Below are 19,126 nucleotides of genomic sequence, written 5' to 3'. Positions count from 1 at the left end.
GCATGCAGGCAGCCGTCGGGCTGCCTGCATGACGGCATCAGTTCTGAGGCCGTTGTTTGGTAGCGTCGAGCTCAGCTTTCTTGGCCGTGGACAGCTCGGTGATCTTGGCCGATTTCTCGATCGCCATGTTGAAGGTGGCTTCCATCTTAGCGATAGCCGAGTCAGCATTGCCGGAACTTACTGGGGGAGTTGTGCTCATGTTGTTTCTCCTAACGTAAGAAATATTTGAGCCGCCAAGCGGCCAACTAATGTTGCCAAGCGAAGAGTAAGGGCCAAACATTACAGTTCAACGTCTAACACGTGTTTTAATCTCAGCCCCCCTCACTATATTGGCCGAATGAAAAACAAGAACTGCATCACACTTGGGGAATATTTTGCTTGGCAGAGGAAAGTTAGATCAGGGCGTGCAGAGACTGTCGCAAGCCCTGCATTAATTAGGCTAAACCGCACCACCGCTCAAATCAGTACGCCACCTGACACCTCTGGCGAACAACTACTTACAGGCTTTACGCAGACGGCATAAACAGCGCTTACACCGACATTCAAAGCTCGAGATAAAATAAAATAAATATCTACGGAACTTTTTCCGAGTAAACACCACGCAACTCAGCATTGATGGCCAGTTGCAATCAACTTCACACAAATTCAGTTACGTTTTACTGCCCGGATAGCACCGGTCTTTTACACGCGCACACTCGCCAGTGCCCTGATTGCCCCGAGCGATGCCTTGAGGCAATCGCCCGGGGGTTATTCCACACGTCATGCCGCATCAGCGGTCGACTGGCCCGGCGTCATGAAGCGATGGTGCTATCTTCGCCCGGCCACTCCTCGTAAGGGATATCCCAGATATCGCCTTGCGGCACACCGTCGATTTCGTACTGGGTCAGGTAATCGCTCAAGGCATCCGAGAATTTGCCCACCCGGGTCTCCTGCTTGCCTTCCTCGATCAAGCCCGGGACGAGCAGTGCCAGCGCGGCCACACCCGCCGCCGCGAAGCCCAGGCCACCGGCTATCATCGAGATACGCGAAGCGGCAATCGCCGAAACGCTCATCGCGCTGGCGCCCACCTCAGCCACCGAAGCCAAGCCCGCCATGATCCCCAGCGAACCGGCCGTGATATTCATGCCACCCGATACCGTATCGCCTTTCCTGAGCGCCTTGACGCCATCGAAGATGCCGTAGGCACCGGCAGTGATAGCGGCAATGCCACCGATCCCCTTAGCCGCGTTTTCCATACCCTTGAGGTTGGCAGTCACGCTTTTGAGCGGATCGTCCAGCTTTTTGCCCAGATCGCCGAGCCGATCACCTGTCAGCTTGCCTTTCACATCCTTGAGGTAATCCTGATAGTTTTTCAGGCCCCCTTCAGCCAGAAGCGTGGCGGCCTGCACTGAGCCGGTGGCGATGTCGACGATCTGCCGCTCGGTCAGCTTACCGGCGTTGTTGGCGCCTTTGGCGATGGTAACGCCGGCCATGAACAGCCCACTCACACCGTGTAGGACGCCTTTGTTGGCAGCGTCCTTGATCGAGGAGTCTTTGCTGAATACATCCAACGCATCCAGGGTCTTGGTGCCTTGGCGAAGCAGGTCCCAGTCGCCCCTGAAGTTAGCAAGGATCTGGTCTGGCGTGGCGACGGTGCCGTCGGCATTGACCAGCATCTGCGGGTTTTCCTTGCTGATCTGCTCAATGATTTTCTTGACCTTCTCCTCGTCCAGCTCACTTCCGCCATTGACGCCGAAGGCCGCCTTCATGTCGTCGAAGGACGCATCCTTGAAGGCATTGTTCTTGGCGATCCTGGTGAAGTTATCGTTGAGTTGTGTGTCGAACTTGCCGGTGAACTCGGGGTCCAGCGCCGAGTTGTAAAGCGCGACTTCAAGGCTGAAGGCACTCATGGCTTCGTCAGGGGTATGCTCCTTGAGCAACTCATTCAGGCGATCGCCTGAAGCCAGCGACTTCTCGTAAAAGCTTTCCAACTCGGCATTCGCCTTGGAGCCTTTGACGGCGGCCTGGATCTCACCGGCATTATTGATGCCCAGCGCGCCCTGGAGGGTCTGCGCCGTACCGAAGAACTCGGCAAGAATTTCCGTGTGAGTCGTCTTGCCATCCTTGGACTTGGTCTCCCACAGGGTATCGAGTGACTTGCCGGACTTGATTTCGTCATCGTAGGTTTTTTGCAGGGACTCCTTGAGCCCCTTGTTATCGTCCACCAGCTTGGTCAGCTCACTGGAGCCGTGCTCGCTCATGTATTGACTGACCGCAGGGTCACTTTCCAAGATACCAATGTGCTTGTTGACATCGTCCAGCAGCTTCTGGGCATCGGGATGGCTGCGCACCTTATTGGCAATCGTGACCTGCGACTTGTCATCCCTCCACATCCCGGCGGCGCTGCCCTGGATGATCAACTGCTGGGCGGCCTTGAGATCCTGAAGAACAGCGGCTTTTTCCTCTGCCGAGTATTTCTCCGGGTGATCGAACACGTCCTTGTTCAAGCCTGCGGTATCGACCCTGGCCAAGGCATTGTTGCCAGCGATACCAGAAAGCAGTGCGGTCACGGAGGTCGCATCCTTGGGCACGTTGGCACTCTTGAGCCAACCCTGGACATCACCCCTGCTCAGTTCACCATCAGGATTCTTGTCCAGTGGGTTCTTGGCGTTATCGATGACCTTGAACGCACCTGGCTGAGACCAGAAATCCAGTGCCTGCTTGGTCTCCTCGCTCAGCTGTGAATTCTGGTTCCTGTACTCCTTGATGTCGTCAGCAGTCAGGTACTTGCCCGCACCGGTCTTGCCCTTGATCGCCTCAAAGTTTTCATCGAGGATCGCTGCGTACTTGGCGATCTGCTGCGACGCCGGATCGGCATCTTTGTTGGTCTTGAGGTAATCCTTGTAGCTGGCGATATCATCGGTTTTCTTGAGTTCCGGCAGAGTCGAAAAGCCTCCCTTGCCGAAGTCCTGCAGCCGCCCCGCCTCGGTGCCGTGCTTGGCTTCGCCACTTTTGGTGAAGCCGTCCACGCTGCTGTTGAACACATCACCACCGGACTGGGCATTGCCCTTGTCATCGAACATCGTGATGCGATCCAAGACCTGCGCAGCCCGGTAGGCGGCGTCGGCGTCGTTCTCGTAATCGCCGACCTGGTCCTTGAGCATGTCCTTAACGCCACTCTGGTTGCCCAGGTTCTTGAGCAGCGGGTTGTCTTCAATGATGTCTTGGGCCGAGCGCTTATCCTCTTCCGGACGCTTCCAGACGATGCCAACCTTTTCCGCCTGCTCGCGGGCTTCCTTGTTGTCGCCCGCCGACGACGAATCCTTGATTTCACCCTTGAGGGCAGAAAACCCTATCTTGCCGAAGTCCTGCAGGCGACCGGCTTCGGTGTCATGCTTCGCTTCACCGCTCTTGGTGAAACCATCGACACGACCGTTGCCTACGTCCTTGCCAGCAATCTTGCCTCCTTCGCCATTGAGGGTCTCGATGTGCTCAAGCACCTGGGTCGCCCGATAAGCGGCGTCCGGATCATTTTCGAAATCGCCGACCTGCTCCTTGAGCATGTCCCTGACACTGCTCTGATTGCCGAGGTTCTTGAGCAAGGCATTGCCATCGATGATGTCCTGCGCGGAGCGATCATCCCCTTCAGGGCGCTCCCACTTGATGCCCAAGGCCTCGGCTTGTTCGCGTACCTTGGGATCATCGCCGGGCTTGGACAGATCCTTGAGCTCGCCTTTGAGGTGCGAGAACCCTTGCCGGCCAAAGTCCTGCAGGCGACCCGCCTCAGTGCCATGCTTGGCGTCGCCGCCCTTTGTGAAGCCGTCGACCCGGCCGTTATCGATGTCCTTGCTGGCGATCCGTTCACCACCTTCATCATATTTTTCCACGTGCTCCAGCACCTGCTTGGCACGGTAGGCCGCATCGGGGTCAGTCTCAAAATCGCCGACACGGTCCTTGAGGTTATCCTTCACATCGCTCTGGTTACCCAGGTTCTTGAGCACCGGCGTGTCGTTAATGATGTCCTGGGCCGAGCGGTCGTCGCCTTTTGGCCGCTCCCATTCAATGCCCGCGTCCTTGGCCTGCTTGATCGCCTGGTCCCAGGCTTCGGCAAGTTTAGGGTCTTGCGGCTTAGAAGTTATGCCTACAAAACTGACATCTTGAACGGACATGAAAGACTCCTTTTTCTAGGGTATGGACAAGCGCAGAGGCTGAACAACTGCAGCAGATCAGCCAGCAAAAATACGCCTGCTTAGAGGTGCCATTAGTTTGGTATTAACTGGATGATTAGCTCTGCATACGCCAGCATCATCAAAGGAGTATCACGGGAGAGTGTTACAGCATGAAAAAACGCTCACATTAAGTTTACATGACGCTTTCACTGCACTTTTAAATTGATATCAATATGCCGCCTCGGCACACCACTATCTTATAATTATTGGCTCCCCCCTACTTAAGATCAGTTATTCAGCGTTCGCATTGAACTTATAAGCCCCTGCCCTCGCACTCATCCAGATGCAATGCCGCCAATATCCTGCGTGTATCTTGCAATGTAATACTTGCCTGAAGACCAGACTTCGTTACGTATAACCTTGACTTAGCACTGACATAAACCGCCATTGGTGGTGTTCCAATAGAGCGTGCGCATCCATCCTTTGCAGGGCTGTTGGTCAGGGCAGGATGCGCTCGAAAGGGAGGCGGACGGTAGGCAGGGGATCAGCCAGCAGGGGCCAGGCTGACCGATAGCATTTAATCAGTTCTGCGGACGCTGCTTAGACGAATCCAACTCGGTCTTGGCAACGGTGGTCAGCTCAGTGATTTGAGCCGACTTCACTTCGCTGCTGGACGCGTTCACGCCGTACTACGCCGCCTAACCAAGTGCCAAGCATGCTTGGTGATGCACGGAGAAATCCTAGAGCATCGCAGCTTGACGTTATTCCAAAGCATCAACCGCCTATCATGGACATCGGCGAACCTTCTACGTATTGCGCAAGAAACGATCGAGCACGTTTTTTGTGATCATCACGGTGTAAATGTCTGCCTGCATAAGCCCATGTACCCATTCGCACGTGGCGGTTGCGTACAGCGTCCAGTCGAACCACTCGAGCGCATTGCCTATACCTGCCGCGCGCAAGGATTTCAGGCGTCCTTGGTGAGACGTCGTATTGTTCATGTCTATCTCCGGGTTACGGATGGAATCGGGGCGGCTGGGGAGCCGGATCAAAGGTGCAGCGCTTGCCCGGCCTGGGCACTGCCATGGGCAGAAGGGACCCGGACACGCAACGCAATCAGCAACGCGGCCAGCAGCATCAGCACGGCCGCCGCTACGAATACGCCTGCGCTGCCACCGAGACTGAACATCGCACCGCCAGCGGCTGCGCCCGTTGCGATGGCCGACTGCACAGAAGCCACTACCATGCCCCCGGCGCTTTCCGCTTGATCAGGTATTGCGCTGGCCACCCAGTTCGACCACGCCACCGGCACACCGCCAAAAGCCAGGCCCCAGATCGCTAGCAGCACCGCCTGCCCCGGCACCGAGGCCGGCAACAGCACCAACGCCAGTGCTGCGACGCCCACCAGCGCGGGCATCAACACCAGAGTGGCCAGCGGGTGACGCTCAAGCAGCCACCCGGCCAACAGCGTGCCGCCGAAGTTTGCCACACCGAAACCCAGCAGCATCAGCGACAGCCCTTGCGGACCGATGCCGGTGGTACCCTCAAGGAATGGCCGAACATAGGTGAACATCGCGAAGTGACCGCTGTGCACCAGCACACAACCGAACATCCCCATGGCGATGCCCGGGCGCTGCAACACCTCAAGTACGGTGCGCAGGCGTGCCGGCGTGCGCGGCGCAAGGCGCGGCAGCGTGCACGACTGGAAAGCCAGGGTCACCAGACCTACCGCCGCCGCTGCAAAGAACGCGCTGCGCCAGCCATATAGGCCGCCTAAGTAGCTGCCCAGCGGGACCGCAACCACCGTCCCGACGGCAATGCCGCTGAAAATGATCGAGAGCGCTCGGGGCAACAAAGCCCCCGGTACCAAGCGCATCGCCACCGCTGCCGCCATGCTCCAGAACCCGCCAAGGGCAATGCCCAGCAAGATACGCATTACCAATAGCACCGCAAAACTGGAGGAAACGGCGACCAAAAGATTGGATGCGATCATCAGCGTGGAAAAACCCAGCAGCACCCAGCGACGGTCGATACCGCGGGTCAGGCCTGGCACCAACAAGCCAGCGAACAGTGCCACCACCGCTGTCACCGTTACCGCCTGGCCAGCCAGCGCTTCGGACACACCCAGATCGGTAGCCATCGGCGTCAGCAGGCTGGCCGGAAGGTACTCAGCGGTGAGCAATCCGAACACGCCCATTGCCAACGAGAATACGGCCATCCATGCGGGGGTCGCAGGCTCTACATCTGACGCGGCACCGGGACAGCTGTCGGATATGACATTACAAACACAGTCATTCATTGCACGGATCTCCCAATCTTCATTGCGACCCGCAGTCTAGGCGCGAGAAGCTGGATGATCTATGATCGAAAACCTCGTTTTTTTGACTAAAACACCGAACAATGCCTACCGATCAGTTTGCCCTCTCCTCGGATCTCATCAACGAACTGTTGCGCGGCATGCGCCTGCGTGGCGTCGAGTACCGGCGTATCCAAGCCGGTCCAGCCTTTGGCCTGAGCTTCGCCGACAAACCTGGGCATGCCTGGTTTCACTTCCTGGCGATCGGCAATGCGGTGCTGCGGATGGAGGACGGGACAACGTACGCGCTGTCTGCCGGCAACGCCGTATTCATCTCCCATGGCGCAGCCCATCAACTGCTTTCCCATACGGACGTGCCTGTTCAGGACATCGACCGTTTAGACGGCGCCCCCCTCGGTGATACGGTCAGCGCGGTGGATACCGGAACCGATGCCAGCGCCACGCCGACCACCATTTTGTTCAGTGGCTGCATGGAGTTTGAACTGGGCAGTATCCATGGCCTTGGCAGGCTGATGCCGGGCCTGATGCTGATTGATGCCGGCGGCCAGCGTTACCCCGGTCTCGTGCCTATCCTGACCACCATGGAACGCGAGGTCAGCGCCGCACGTGTCGGCTTCGCCGGAATCCTCGCGCGTTTGGCCGATGTGGTGGCCGCCATGGTCGTTCGCGGTTGGGTGGAGTGCGCCTGCGGTAATGCCTCTGGCCTGGTCGCTGCATTACGCGACCCACGCTTGGCAAGCGCGCTTCTCGCGCTCCATCAACAACCGGGACGCGACTGGACCGTTGCGCAGTTGGCGGAGCAATGCAATACCTCTCGCTCGGTCTTCGCAGACCGTTTCCAGGCGACTATTGGCATGGCCCCACTGCGCTACGTGACTGAGCTGCGGATGCGGCTTGCGAGCCAGTGGTTGACGCTCGAAAGGCTGCCGATTGAAGAGGTGGCGCAGCGCTTGGGTTATACCTCTCAGGCCGCGTTCAGTCGCGCATTCAAGCGCATTACGGGCAAGACGCCTGGGTTAAGTCGTCAGTCGAGGCGGTCTGCTGTTTCCTGAAGCCGAGCGGGAGTCGTGGAGGAGCCGGCGGAATAAAAGCACTTTGAAATTCAAAAGTGCTCGGTGGCTAGCATTCAAATCTTCCAAACGCTGGATGCATTCTTTCACTCGCAGCCTCTACAGAGTGATGGCGTTCGCCCAGAAGCGGACAGTGAGCACCACGTATTTGCCTAGGGCCTATCGCGTGAGTAGAATGCGATTAATTATCAATCATGTATTTGCCGGGATTCCGATGCGTAGCGATGAAACACTAGGTACTGCAGATCTAGGGCTGCTCTATCGAACCCACCACTCGTGGTTACACGGCTGGCTAATCCGACGCATTGGATGTCGCGACAACGCTGCAGATTTGGTGCAGGACACCTTCGTACGTCTGCTCAAATCCCGTCAGTCCAGCCCCTTGCGCGAACCACGCGCCTATTTGAGCAGTATCGCCCGCGGACTGATGATTGATCAGTATCGTCGTCGCGAACTCGAACGTGCGTACTTGGAAAGCATCACGTTGCTGCCTCAACATGAGGTTCCCTCGGAAGAAAGCCGGCTGATGATTCTTGATGCGCTTGAGCGCATAGACCGCATGCTCGGTATGCTTAAACCAAGAGTTCGCCAGGCATTTTTATTTGCCCGACTCGACGGTCTAACCTGCGCGCAAATAGCCGAAAAGCTGGGTGTTTCCCGCGCGACGGTGGAACGCGACCTGGCCACGGCCCTGCAACACTGCTATCGCTTGCGTTATGTCGAGGCGTGAGCCGCAGGCGCTCAATCCGGCCATTGTTGAGCAGGCAATCCAATGGCTGGTGCGCCTTCGCTTCAATCAAGCCGATGAACAGACACAGCGCACTTTTGAGCACTGGCTGCAGCAGCACCCGGAGCATGTGGTGGCGTGGCAGCGTGTGGAAACGCTTGGGGATGAATTCGCAGGCGTGCCAACTCAATTGGCCCGACAAACCCTGAATGGCACCAATCATGGAATGCGGCGGCGGGAAAGCCTGAAGCTACTGGGCATATTGGCGACTGTTAGCGCTGCAGCCTGGCTCGGCCGGGACTATACACCCGTACCCGCCATGCTTGCGCAGCAGCGCAGCAGTACCGGCGAGCAACGACGCTTCCAACTCGATGATGGCAGCCTTATCCAGCTCAACAGCGATAGCGCCGTCGACAGCGATTTCGACGCCCAGCGACGCCTGATAATCCTGCGACGTGGGGAAATCATCGTGAATGTCGGCGCGGATCAACACTCGCCTCGAGCACGACCGTTCTGGGTGCAATCACGTGACGGGCTCATCCGCGCTCAGAGTTCCCGCTTTCTGGCACGCGAGCTGGACGATGGCACTCTGGTCGCGGCTCAGGAAGGATCAGTCACGGTTTTCCCCGGCTCCGGTCAAACTCCTGCGAGCCGCAGCGTCCAGGCAGGAAATCACCTGCTGTTCACATCAAGTGGCGCCCGAATGTTCAGGGACAACGGCCTTGATCTATGGAGCTGGGGTGACGGGGTGATCAGTGCGCGCAATATGCGCCTCAATGATTTCATCGCGGAGTTGTCGCGTTATCGCCCCGGGGTACTGCGCTGCTCCGAAGGGGTCGCTGATCGTCGCGTTTCCGGCACCTTCCAGCTCGCCGACAACGATCAGGTCCTAGCATTGATCGCGCAGTCACTGCACTTGCACATTGATTATCGGACCCGTTATTGGGTGACCGTGACCGCTGCCACCTGAACCCATCAGAACTTTGTGCTACCTGAAAAATAATGAGGTAGCTTCTCATTCTCGTTCGACCTCTAAGGAAGGCCGGAATACAGGCCAGTCTGCCGATGTCCTTTCTTGGAGCGAGAAAATGAGTTCGTCCCCTGTTTCACAGCGCCATCCATTAAATCGTGCCTTGCACGGTGCGATTTTGGGTTTGATCGTAAGCAGCTACGCATTGCCATCGCTGGCGCAAACGTCGAGCACTGACCACAGCAATCAAGTGAAACAGTGGAACATCGCTGCCGGCCCACTGGCGCCGGCGCTTGACCGCTTTGCGCGCGAAGCTGGCATCAGTCTTTCCTTCGACGCATCGAGTGTAGTGAACCGCACCACTGCTGGCGTGAATGGCACGCTCGATACGTCGGCAGCGCTGTCATCGTTGCTGCAGGGGAGCGAATTGCAAATCGAACAGCAAGGTCCGAATGCCTATCTACTGTTCCCTCAACCAAAGCCCGCCGGCCCGCTGGAGCTCGACGCAACAGACGTCGAGGACTACCGCCTTGCCCCCCTCATCATCAATGCCAAGGTCAGGGTCAGTGCCGACGACGACGCCAACTCGGTGGTCGCCAAGGAGCTCTGGGTTGGCGGCAAGGTGGCAACCAGCATTCTCAATACACCGGCCTCGGTGTCGGTTGTTACCAACAAGGAAATGGAGCAACGCAGCGTCAGTACCACGGAAGAGGCGCTGCAATACACGCCGGGCGTGGTCAGTGACTTCTATGGTACGGATGACCGCAACGACTATTTCCAGATCCGTGGCTTCCAGGCTACTACCTACCGTGACGGCTTGACCCTGAGTTCGATGCGCGGCGTACGCGAAGATCCATTCGCCTATGAACGCATAGAGATTCTGCGTGGCGCCAACTCCACGCTGTTTGGCCCAGCGGACCCGGGCGGTTCGGTGAATTTCGTGACCAAACAGCCGCGCTTCGAGCAGTTTGGCCAAGGCTATGTGACCTACGGTTCGTTTGACCATGTCGAGACAGGCATCGATGTGGGGGATGCGCTGAACGACGAGAAAACCTTGGCTGGCCGCTTTACTGCCAAAGGCCAAAACAGCGACCGCGAGTACGATCACTCACAGGACGACAATCGGTTGGTGATGGGTGGCCTCACCTGGGCACCCACGGATTACACGTCAGCCACCGTGATTCTGGACTATCTGAAAACTGAAAGTTCGCCCAACAGTGGCGGCTATCCGCTGGACAAGGAATACGACCGCAGCAAGTTTTATGGTGAGCCCAGCTACAACTTTCACGATGTCGAGCGCACCAGCCTCAGCGGTAACGTCACCCATGACTTCGACAACGGCTTCGTACTGCGCAGCAATCTGCGTTACAGCAAATTGACCGATGATTTTGGCTACGTTTACATCAGCGACAGCGCCGCACGTGTCGGTACTAGCGTTGACCGGTATCTGTTTGGAACGGACAGTGAGGCCGACCAGTTCAACGGCAATCTGATGCTGCAATACGATGCCCGCTTCGAGAACATCGACAGCAGTAGCCTGGTGGGCGTGGAGTACCTCGATTCGACCACCAAGGAAAGCTCGGTCTACGCCCTGACGACCCCGATTGACATTGCAAATCCGGTGTTTACTGGCGTTCCACGCTCAATCACACCGTATGCCGTCAACAAGCGAGACGCGACCACCAAGGCCGTGTTCCTTCAGCAGAACCTATCGTTCTACGAGCGTTTCATCGTCACCGCGGGTATGCGCAACGACTCGATGGACCTTACCAGCAAAGGCTTGCAATCCACTGAGAAAGACAACTTCTCCGAAACCTCCTACCGAGGTGCGTTGACCTATATCGTCAACGATGAGGTGTCCACCTATGTGAGCATGGTGGAATCCGTCTCGCCGCCTCAGGTTGGCGTAACACCGCAGACGGGCAGGCAGTACGAAGTGGGCGTGAAGTATGCGCCGATGGGAATGGACGCACTGTTCTCCGCAGCCGTTTATGACTTGACCCAGGAAAACGTCACCATCGCCGTGGTGCTGCCGAGCGGCATCATTGAACAACAAACGGTGGGCGAATCGCGGGCGCGTGGCCTCGACCTGGAGGCCAAGGCGCAGGTGACGCGGAACCTCAGCCTGATTGGTGGCTACTCCTATATGGAGTCCGAGGTACTGCGCGGTTCGTTGTACGACGGCAGCTCCCTGAAGGGTAATGAGTTCACCACGGCACCCAAGCATTCCGCTTCGCTCTGGAGTTATTACGACGTGCCTGGCACTGATGTCAGCGTTGGCTTGGGTGCGCGCTACGTCGGCTCTTATTACTTCGATGCAGCCAACTCCGGCAAAAGCGATGGCACCACGCTGTTCGACGCCGCCTTCAACTACGAGATCGCCAAGGGCACCGACCTTGCGGTGAACGTCAGCAACCTGCTGGATGAGCAGCACGTGGTCGGTTCCGGCACAGCGAACTTCTACAACCCGGGTCGCGAGATTACCGCCAAGGTGAGTTACAGCTGGTAAGCAGGCGTTTAAGCCTTTTCCCCATATAGGAAGCGGTGCCCGCTATACGGCGGGCACCGTCAACTTGGCCATCATTGTGCGAGATGAAAAACAAGGGCGTTCGATTTTCGGTCGCGGTAGGGACGGCAGTTACCTGCCGCCCCCCGCACAGATCCGTACGTGCGGAACTACCGCATACGGCTCCTGCCTCGGGTGTGTGACGCGAAGCGATCCTCAGGGTAAGGATGTGCATTTCTGGGTCTAGGTATGTAGAGGTCAGCAAGGCGTCCGTAGCGTGACCATTGAAGCCGATTACGCTGGCTGCGACGTTTGAGGGCTTGCCGCCATAGACGGCATAGGCATCATCCGCCCATTCAAATGAACTTGATTCTGAAACTGCAACCGACCTAAGCCGCACACCGTGATCAATACCAAGCACCACCCCGGCGCACTACGCACGAATCGATGCACAATCTGCATAAGCGGCGGAAATTGGTTCAATCATCCACGAACCAATCCTCTTTAATCCCCTGAACCAACCCGAAGAACCCTTGCTTATCGGCCCCCGCCGCCGCTGCCCCTGAGTAATAGCTAAGCACATAGCGCTAATCCCGAGGCGAACCAATTTCAATTGGCATCGCACTTGCACTTACCCTTTTGCCTCGATCTCCTGCACACAGTCAGCTCGGAGCCGTTTTTTATACTCTGGCGCGAGTACCACAATGCAAAGGTTCGACCCTGACACACCCATCGACAACACTTCGAAACTAGCGCTGGATGCCTTGCGGCAGATGGTTGCGCAACATGCTGCCTTCCCGCACCGGGCATTGCCGACCGAGCGGGATCTGGCCGCCGATTTTGGCCTCAGTCGCCGGGCCATCCGGAGGGCGCTGGCGGTGCTGGAAGCCGAAGGGCAGATCTGGCGGCGCCAGGGCAAAGGAACCTTCGTCGGCCCTACGCCACCGAGTGCGGCCATGAGCTTTGCCCGGTTGTCCGGACGGACCAACTTCAGCGAGGTTATGGAAGCGCGCCTGCATCTGGAACCGGCACTGGCGTCCCTGGCGGCGGTTCGAGCCAACGGCGACCAGATAGCAATTTTGCGCCGCCTTGCCGAACGCACCAGACACCAACAGGCCGCCGAGCCTGCCGATGCCGAGGGCATTGAGCTGTGGGACAGCGCCCTGCATCGCGGGATCGCCGAGGCCGCAGGTAACCGCCTGATGCTGGATATCTTTGAAATGCTCGATGCGATCCGGCTCGACCCGGCCTGGCGTGAGCTGCGTCAGCGGGCTCGCAACGCCGATCGCCTCGACACCTACAGCCACGACCACAACGACATTGTCGACGCTATCGAAAACCGTGATCCGATCAAGGCCGCCACGGCTATGCGTGGCCATTTGCGCGCGCTGCAACAAGCGCTGGACAACGTCATCAATCAAGATCTGGAGGCAAGTTTATGAGCACCACAACTCAGGCCACCGACACGGTATTGAGTGTCAGCAACTTGACCGTGTGCTTTGCAGGCGCGCCCGCCAATGTCGTGGACGGCGTCTCGTTCTCGGTCCAGCGCGGCAAGACCCTGGCCATCGTCGGAGAGTCTGGATGTGGTAAAAGCGTTACGTCCATGGCGCTGATGGGCTTGCTACCCGACACCGCCAAGATCGCCGCCCGTACGTCCGCCCTGCTCGATGAAGCCTTGCTGGGCATGCCCGACGAGCGCTTGCTGGATGTGCGCGGCAACCGCATGGCGATGATTTTCCAAGAGCCCATGACCTCCTTGAACCCGGTCTTCACCATTGGCGAGCAGATCGCCGAAAGCGTGATCCGCCATCAGGGTCTGTCGGCCAGGGACGCCCGTCAGCGCGCCCTGCAAATGCTCGAAAAGGTCCGCGTGCCTGACGCCGCGCAACGCCTGGACGCCTACCCCCATGAACTGTCCGGCGGCATGCGGCAGCGGGCAATGATTGCCATGGCCCTGGCCAACGATCCGGCGCTGATCATTGCCGACGAACCCACCACTGCTCTGGACGTGACCATTCAGGCGCAGATCCTGTCGCTGATCGCCAATCTGCAGGCTGAAACCGGCACGGCCATGATCCTGATCACCCATGATCTGGGCGTGGTCGCCGAAGTCGCTGACGACGTGATGGTGATGTACGCCGGGCGAGTGGTGGAAAGCGGCCCGGTAAAAACCCTGTTCGATGACCCGCAGCACCCGTACACCATCGGCCTGATGGGTTCGATGCCATCGATTGGCCCGCGTGAAGGTCGCCTGGCAACCATCAATGGTCGCGTCCCGACGCCTGCGCAAATGCCCACCGGTTGCCGATTCGCCGGGCGCTGCCCTTTTGTGATTCAGGCATGTCGCGAGGCGCGCCCGCCGCTGCTTGAGCTTTCCCCCGGACATTTCGCTGCGTGCATTCGTGCACCACTGGAACAGCATATGGGAGTCAGCGCGTGAGCCTTTCTGAACGCCAAATAGTTAAGCGTGCAAGCCCTGAGATCATTCTCGACGGCATCGACCTGAGCAAACACTTCGGGGTGGAAAGCGGCTTGTTCCAGCGCAAGAAGCCGCCGGTGCAAGCGGTCAATCAGGTCAATCTGTCGGTGCGCAAAGGGGAAACCCTGGCGCTGGTGGGCGAGTCCGGCTCGGGTAAATCAACCCTTGGCCGTCTACTGCTCAACCTGCTCAAACCTACGGCGGGCGACATCATTTATGAAGGCCGCAACCTGGCCAACCTGACCCCGGAAAAGCTGCGCCAGGTGCGGCGTGATTTGCAGATCATCTTTCAGGATCCGTTTGCCTCGCTCAATCCGCGCATGACTGTGGAATCCATCGTCGGTGAGCCTATCTGGCTGCACAGCGATGCCAGCCGCAGCGACCGCCAGGCCAAAGTCGCCGAGTTGCTGCGCACCGTGGGCCTGGCGCCCGAGCACGGCGGCCGCCACCCTCACGAGTTCTCCGGTGGCCAGCGTCAGCGCATCGGCATTGCGAGAGCCCTGGCGTCTGACCCGCGTTTGATTCTGGGTGACGAACCCGTGTCCGCGCTGGACGTTTCGGTGCAGGCGCAAGTGGTCAACCTGCTGGAAGACCTCAAGCATCAATTCGGTCTGACCCTGATGATTGTCGCCCACGGCCTCGCCGTGATCCGCCACATGAGCGACCGAGTAGCCGTAATGTATTTGGGGGAAATCGTCGAACTGGCGCCGGTCAACGGCCTGTTTGAAAACCCTCTGCACCCTTACACCCAGGCGCTTATGGCCGCCGTGCCGGTCAGCCACCCGGACCTGCGCCGGCCGCGCCCATTGCTGGGCGGCGACATGCCGAGCCCGAGCCGCCCGCCATCGGGTTGCCGCTTCCATACCCGCTGCCCGCACGCCCGGGCGCTGTGCAAAGAAGTGGTGCCGGTGATGGAAACCGTCGAGGCCGAGCGTCAGCTGGCGTGCCACTTCTGGCGTGAAATCGCCAATGCCGGTGCAGGCACCCTGATTTTGCCGACACCCAGCGCTGCCTACACCCAGCGCCTGAATCTGTTCAAGAACCATCAATCCCTTGCAGTGGAGAGCCAGCCATGAAAATTGCACGCGTCATGACAGGAACCTTGTTATTGCTGGCCGCCAACGCCGCCTTTGCCGAATCCACCCTGCGCATCGGCATTCAGGACGATCCTGATGGGCTCGACCCGCATCGTTCGCGTACCTATGCGGGCCGTCTGGTCTATACCGCACTGTGCGACAAGCTGGTGGATGTGAACCCGGACCTGACCTACGCCCCACAACTGGCCACTGCCTGGAACTGGAGCGAAGACGGCAAGACCCTGACCATGACTCTGCGCGAAGGCGTGACTTATCACGACGGCGAAGCGTTCGATGCTGCCTCGGTGAAGTTCAACCTGGACCGCGCTCGCACCCTGCCCGACTCCCTGCGCAAGAGCGAGCTGGCCTCGGTGGACAGTGTTGAAGTGATCGACGCCAAAACCGTTGCCATCAAACTCAAGCAAGCGGACGCCACCCTGGTCTCCCAACTCTCGGACCGCGCCGGAATGATGCTTGCGCCGAAGGCCACCCAGGGTGAGTTCGCCTCCAAACCGGTGTGCTCCGGCCCTTACAAATTCGTCCAGCGCGTGCAGCAGGATCGCATTGTGCTGGAGCGCTTCGACAACTATTGGAACAAGCAGGCTTATCACTTCGACAAGGTGATTTTCCTGCCGATTCCGGACACCTCGGTGCGTCTGGCCAACCTGCGTTCCGGCGACCTGGACATCATCGAACGGGTTGCCCCCACCGACGTGAAAACCGCCAAGGCGGACAGCAAGCTGGCGGTCTATAACACGCCAGGGCTTGGCTACATGCAGTTGATGTTCAACATTAACAACGGCGAAAAGGCCAACTCGCCGATGGGCAAAGACAAGCGCGTGCGCAAGGCATTCGAGCTGTCCATCGACCGTGATGCGATCAACCAGGTGGTGTTCGAAGGCCTGTATGCGCCGAGCGCCCAGCCATTTCCGAAAAACAGCCCGTACTACGACAAGGATCTGCCGATCCCGACCCGCGATGTGGAAAAGAGCAAGACCTTGCTGGCCGAAGCAGGCGTGAAGCTGCCACTGGCAGTGGACCTGAAAGTCGCCAACAACCCTATCGCACAACAGGTCGGGCAGATCATTCAGGCCATGGCTGAAGAAGCGGGTTTCAAGGTCAATCTGATTGCCACTGAATACGCCACCATGCTTAGCGAACAGCAAAGCGGCAACTTCCAGATCGGCATGAGCGCCTGGTCGGGCCGTCCTGATCCGGATGGCGACATTCACCAGTTCGTGACCTGCAAGGGCGGCCAGAACGACGGCAAATACTGCAACGCCAAACTCGACGAGCTGTTGGACAAGGCCCGCACTGTCAACGATGTTGCCCAGCGCCAGGCCCTGTACAACGAAGCCCTGCGTTTGCTGGCTGACGAAGTGCCGACCGCGTATCTGTATTTCGATCCGCGAATCATGGCCATGCGTAACAACGTGACTGGTTTCGTACCGAGCCCGGATGGCCTGATTCGTCTGAACAACGTCGCGTTCAAGCCATGACTGTGAATGATCACCGCACAAACGAGGGTCCGGCATGCTGATGTTTATCCTGCGACGCCTGCTCAGTGCGATCCCGACACTGATCCTGGTTTCGCTCTTCGTCTTCACCCTGCAGAAACTGTTGCCGGGTGACCCGGTGCTGGCCATGGCCGGTGAAGAGCGCGATCCGGCGGTGATGGAATACCTGCGCGACAAGTATCGGCTCAACGACCCGATCCCCGTGCAGTACCTGAACTGGGTCGGCAATGTGCTGACCGGCGACTTCGGCACTTCGCTGCGCACCGAACAACCGGTGACCACGCTGTTGGCGTCCAAGTTGCCGGTGACCCTGGAGCTGGCAGTGCTGGCCTTGTTGATCGCACTGCTGATCGGCATCCCCACTGGAATTATCTCGGCCGTACGCAAAGGCACCGTCGTGGATTACGGGGCCAATGTCATCGCGCTGTCGGGGATCTCGATTCCGCACTTCTGGCTGGGGATCCTGCTGATCATGGTCTTCGCCGTGAAACTGCAATGGCTGCCGGCCTCGGGTTTCGTGCCCGTGGGCGAGGACTTCGGGCAAAACCTGAAGACCTTGATCCTGCCGGCCTTCGTGCTCGGCGCAGGGTTGTCGGGGATTCTCATGCGCCATACCCGCAGCGCCATGCTTGAAGTGTTGCGCACCGACTACGTGCGCACCGCCCGGGCCAAGGGCCTGCGCCCGCGCACGGTGATCCTCAAGCATGCCCTGCGCAATGCATTGATGCCTATTGTGACCCTGACAACCCTGCTGTTTGGTGAACTGCTCGGCGGCGCAGTGCTGACCGAGCAAGTCTTCAGCATCCCTGGCTTCGGCAAGATGATTGTCGACGCCGTGTTCAATCGTGATTACGCCGTCGTGCAAGGCGTGGTGCTGTGCATCGCAATTGGCTTCCTGCTGCTGAGCCTGCTCGCCGACGTGCTGTACCGGATGATTAATCCGCGTCTGAGGACTGCTTCATGACCGCTATTTCCAGCCTCCCTCATAGCGTGATCGCACCCCGCAGCCGCTCGCCGTTCGTGAAGAAATTCCTCGCCAACAAAGGCGCGGTACTCGGCGCGGCGGTGTTGCTGCTGTTTATCCTGGCGGCCTTGCTGGCGCCCTGGATTGCGCCCCATGACCCGCTGAAAGCCAACTTTCTCGCGGTCCGCAAGGCACCATCGCTGATCTACTGGATGGGCACTGACGAACTGGGTCGCGATCTGTTTTCCCGCCTGCTCTGGGGCGCTCGCAGTTCGTTGCTGGCCGGTGGTGTTTCGGTGGTCATCGCCATGGCCATCGGCGTGCCTTTGGGCCTGTTGGGCGGTTATTTCGGCGGCAAACTCGAAGCGATGATTTCCCGTGTCATGGACGCGCTGTTGTCCTGCCCGTTTCTGGTATTGGCGATTGCGCTGGGCGCCTTCCTCGGCCCGAGCCTGACCAACGCAATGATCGCCATCGGCCTGTCAGCCATGCCGATCTTTGCCCGACTGACCCGTGGTCAGGTGCTGGCCATCAAACACGAAGATTATCTGGAAGGTGCTCGTGCCATTGGCTTGCCGGATCGCTGGATCATCCTGCGCTACGTGCTGCCCAACGTGATGTCGCCATTGGTTGTGCAAGCCACCTTGACCATCGCCTCGGCGATTCTGGCTGAAGCCAGTCTGTCGTTCCTCGGTCTGGGCCAGCAACCGCCCTCGCCTTCCTGGGGATCGATGCTCAACACCGCGAAAAACTTCATGGAGCAGGCACCCTGGATGTCGATTGCGCCTGGCGTGGCGATCTACATTACGGTCCTGTGTTTCAACCTGGTGGGGGATGGTTTGCGTGATGCGCTGGACCCCAAGGGCTAACTTTTTCTGCCAAAGAGAAACGCTAATGTTTGATGATCTGGATTACAGCCAACCCTACGCTTCGGCACGCTCGCCAGTGATGGGCAGTAGCATGGTCGCCTGCTCCCAGCCATTGGCCGCCCAGGCCGGGCTGGACATGTTGCGCAAGGGCGGCAACGCCGTCGACGCGGCCATCGCAGCCGCCATGGTCCTGACCGTGGTCGAGCCCACCGGTTGCGGGATCGGCAGCGACGCTTTCGCTATCGTCTGGGACGGCAGCAAGTTGCAGGGACTGAATGCTTCCGGTCGCGCACCGCAAGCCTGGACCCCTGAGTTTTTCGCCGGGCAGAGCAAAATGCCCCAGCGAGGCTGGCCAGCGGTGACTGTGCCGGGGGCGGTTTCGGCCTGGGTCGAGCTGTCCGAGCGCTACGGAAAACTGCCTTTCGCCAGCCTGGCTGAACCGGCCATCGGCTATGCTCGGGATGGCTACCAAGTCACCCC

Annotated in this window: 15 protein-coding genes; 11 read left to right on the top strand and 4 right to left on the bottom strand. The window is 58.8% G+C overall.

The features are described from left to right. Positions 1–37 precede the first annotated feature (37 nt). The 4 genes from GSM73_RS26490 to GSM73_RS25635 all read right to left on the bottom strand — a co-directional run bounded on the left by GSM73_RS26490 (position 38) and on the right by GSM73_RS25635 (position 6,447). On the bottom strand, positions 38–199 hold the full coding sequence (locus tag GSM73_RS26490; protein WP_163006721.1) for a hypothetical protein: 162 nt from the start codon (positions 197–199) through the stop codon (positions 38–40). A gap of 592 nt (positions 200–791) precedes the next feature. Further along, positions 792–4,148, bottom strand: coding sequence for a type III effector HrpK domain-containing protein (locus GSM73_RS25645; protein WP_160894225.1), 3,357 nt, complete (start codon positions 4,146–4,148; stop codon positions 792–794). Between the two features lie 806 nt (positions 4,149–4,954). Further along, positions 4,955–5,149, bottom strand: coding sequence for a hypothetical protein (locus GSM73_RS26485; RefSeq protein WP_047229710.1), 195 nt, complete (start codon positions 5,147–5,149; stop codon positions 4,955–4,957). Between the two features lie 47 nt (positions 5,150–5,196). Then, on the bottom strand, positions 5,197–6,447 hold the full coding sequence (locus tag GSM73_RS25635; protein WP_160894223.1) for an MFS transporter: 1,251 nt from the start codon (positions 6,445–6,447) through the stop codon (positions 5,197–5,199). A 101-nt stretch (positions 6,448–6,548) separates the two neighbouring features. Between GSM73_RS25635 and GSM73_RS25630 the strand changes: the two genes are divergently transcribed. The 11 genes from GSM73_RS25630 to GSM73_RS27995 form a co-directional block, all read left to right on the top strand. Next, the gene (locus GSM73_RS25630; protein WP_076384078.1) at positions 6,549–7,517 is read left to right on the top strand and encodes an AraC family transcriptional regulator; all 969 of its coding nucleotides are present in this window, start codon (positions 6,549–6,551) and stop codon (positions 7,515–7,517) included. Between the two features lie 232 nt (positions 7,518–7,749). After that, positions 7,750–8,265, top strand: coding sequence for a sigma-70 family RNA polymerase sigma factor (locus tag GSM73_RS25625; protein ID WP_107323288.1), 516 nt, complete (start codon positions 7,750–7,752; stop codon positions 8,263–8,265). Beyond that, positions 8,252–9,232: a FecR domain-containing protein gene (locus GSM73_RS25620; RefSeq protein ID WP_160894221.1), complete on the top strand. Its 981-nt coding sequence runs from the start codon at positions 8,252–8,254 to the stop codon at positions 9,230–9,232. The genes GSM73_RS25625 and GSM73_RS25620 overlap by 14 nt, the downstream gene beginning before the upstream one ends. Before the next feature lie 118 nt (positions 9,233–9,350). Then, positions 9,351–11,741 (top strand): TonB-dependent siderophore receptor, encoded by a 2,391-nt coding sequence (locus tag GSM73_RS25615; protein WP_160894218.1) that lies wholly within the window; start codon positions 9,351–9,353, stop codon positions 11,739–11,741. 701 nt (positions 11,742–12,442) lie between these two features. Then, positions 12,443–13,180: a FadR/GntR family transcriptional regulator gene (locus GSM73_RS25605; RefSeq protein WP_076384075.1), complete on the top strand. Its 738-nt coding sequence runs from the start codon at positions 12,443–12,445 to the stop codon at positions 13,178–13,180. After that, positions 13,177–14,181: an ABC transporter ATP-binding protein gene (locus GSM73_RS25600; RefSeq protein WP_160894216.1), complete on the top strand. Its 1,005-nt coding sequence runs from the start codon at positions 13,177–13,179 to the stop codon at positions 14,179–14,181. Before GSM73_RS25605 ends, GSM73_RS25600 begins: the two co-directional genes overlap by 4 nt. Next, on the top strand, positions 14,178–15,296 hold the full coding sequence (locus GSM73_RS25595; protein WP_160894214.1) for an oligopeptide/dipeptide ABC transporter ATP-binding protein: 1,119 nt from the start codon (positions 14,178–14,180) through the stop codon (positions 15,294–15,296). Before GSM73_RS25600 ends, GSM73_RS25595 begins: the two co-directional genes overlap by 4 nt. Beyond that, positions 15,293–16,795, top strand: a complete 1,503-nt coding sequence (locus GSM73_RS25590) for an ABC transporter substrate-binding protein (RefSeq protein ID WP_160894212.1) — start codon at positions 15,293–15,295, stop codon at positions 16,793–16,795. Before GSM73_RS25595 ends, GSM73_RS25590 begins: the two co-directional genes overlap by 4 nt. Before the next feature lie 34 nt (positions 16,796–16,829). Then, positions 16,830–17,777: an ABC transporter permease gene (locus tag GSM73_RS25585; protein ID WP_160894210.1), complete on the top strand. Its 948-nt coding sequence runs from the start codon at positions 16,830–16,832 to the stop codon at positions 17,775–17,777. Further along, positions 17,774–18,646 carry an ABC transporter permease gene (locus GSM73_RS25580; RefSeq protein ID WP_160894208.1) on the top strand — a complete coding sequence of 291 codons (873 nt, stop codon included), beginning with the start codon at positions 17,774–17,776 and terminating at the stop codon, positions 18,644–18,646. The genes GSM73_RS25585 and GSM73_RS25580 overlap by 4 nt, the downstream gene beginning before the upstream one ends. A 25-nt stretch (positions 18,647–18,671) precedes the next feature. Beyond that, positions 18,672–19,126: gamma-glutamyltransferase (locus GSM73_RS27995; RefSeq protein WP_256677113.1), on the top strand; the 455-nt coding region annotated here is incomplete at its 3' end.

This window comes from Pseudomonas sp. PICF6, assembly GCF_009831705.1.
Taxonomy (GTDB): Bacteria; Pseudomonadota; Gammaproteobacteria; order Pseudomonadales; family Pseudomonadaceae; genus Aquipseudomonas; species Aquipseudomonas rhizophila.
Note: the sequence above shows the minus strand (reverse complement) of the source record. Positions and strands in the feature narration are given on the sequence as shown.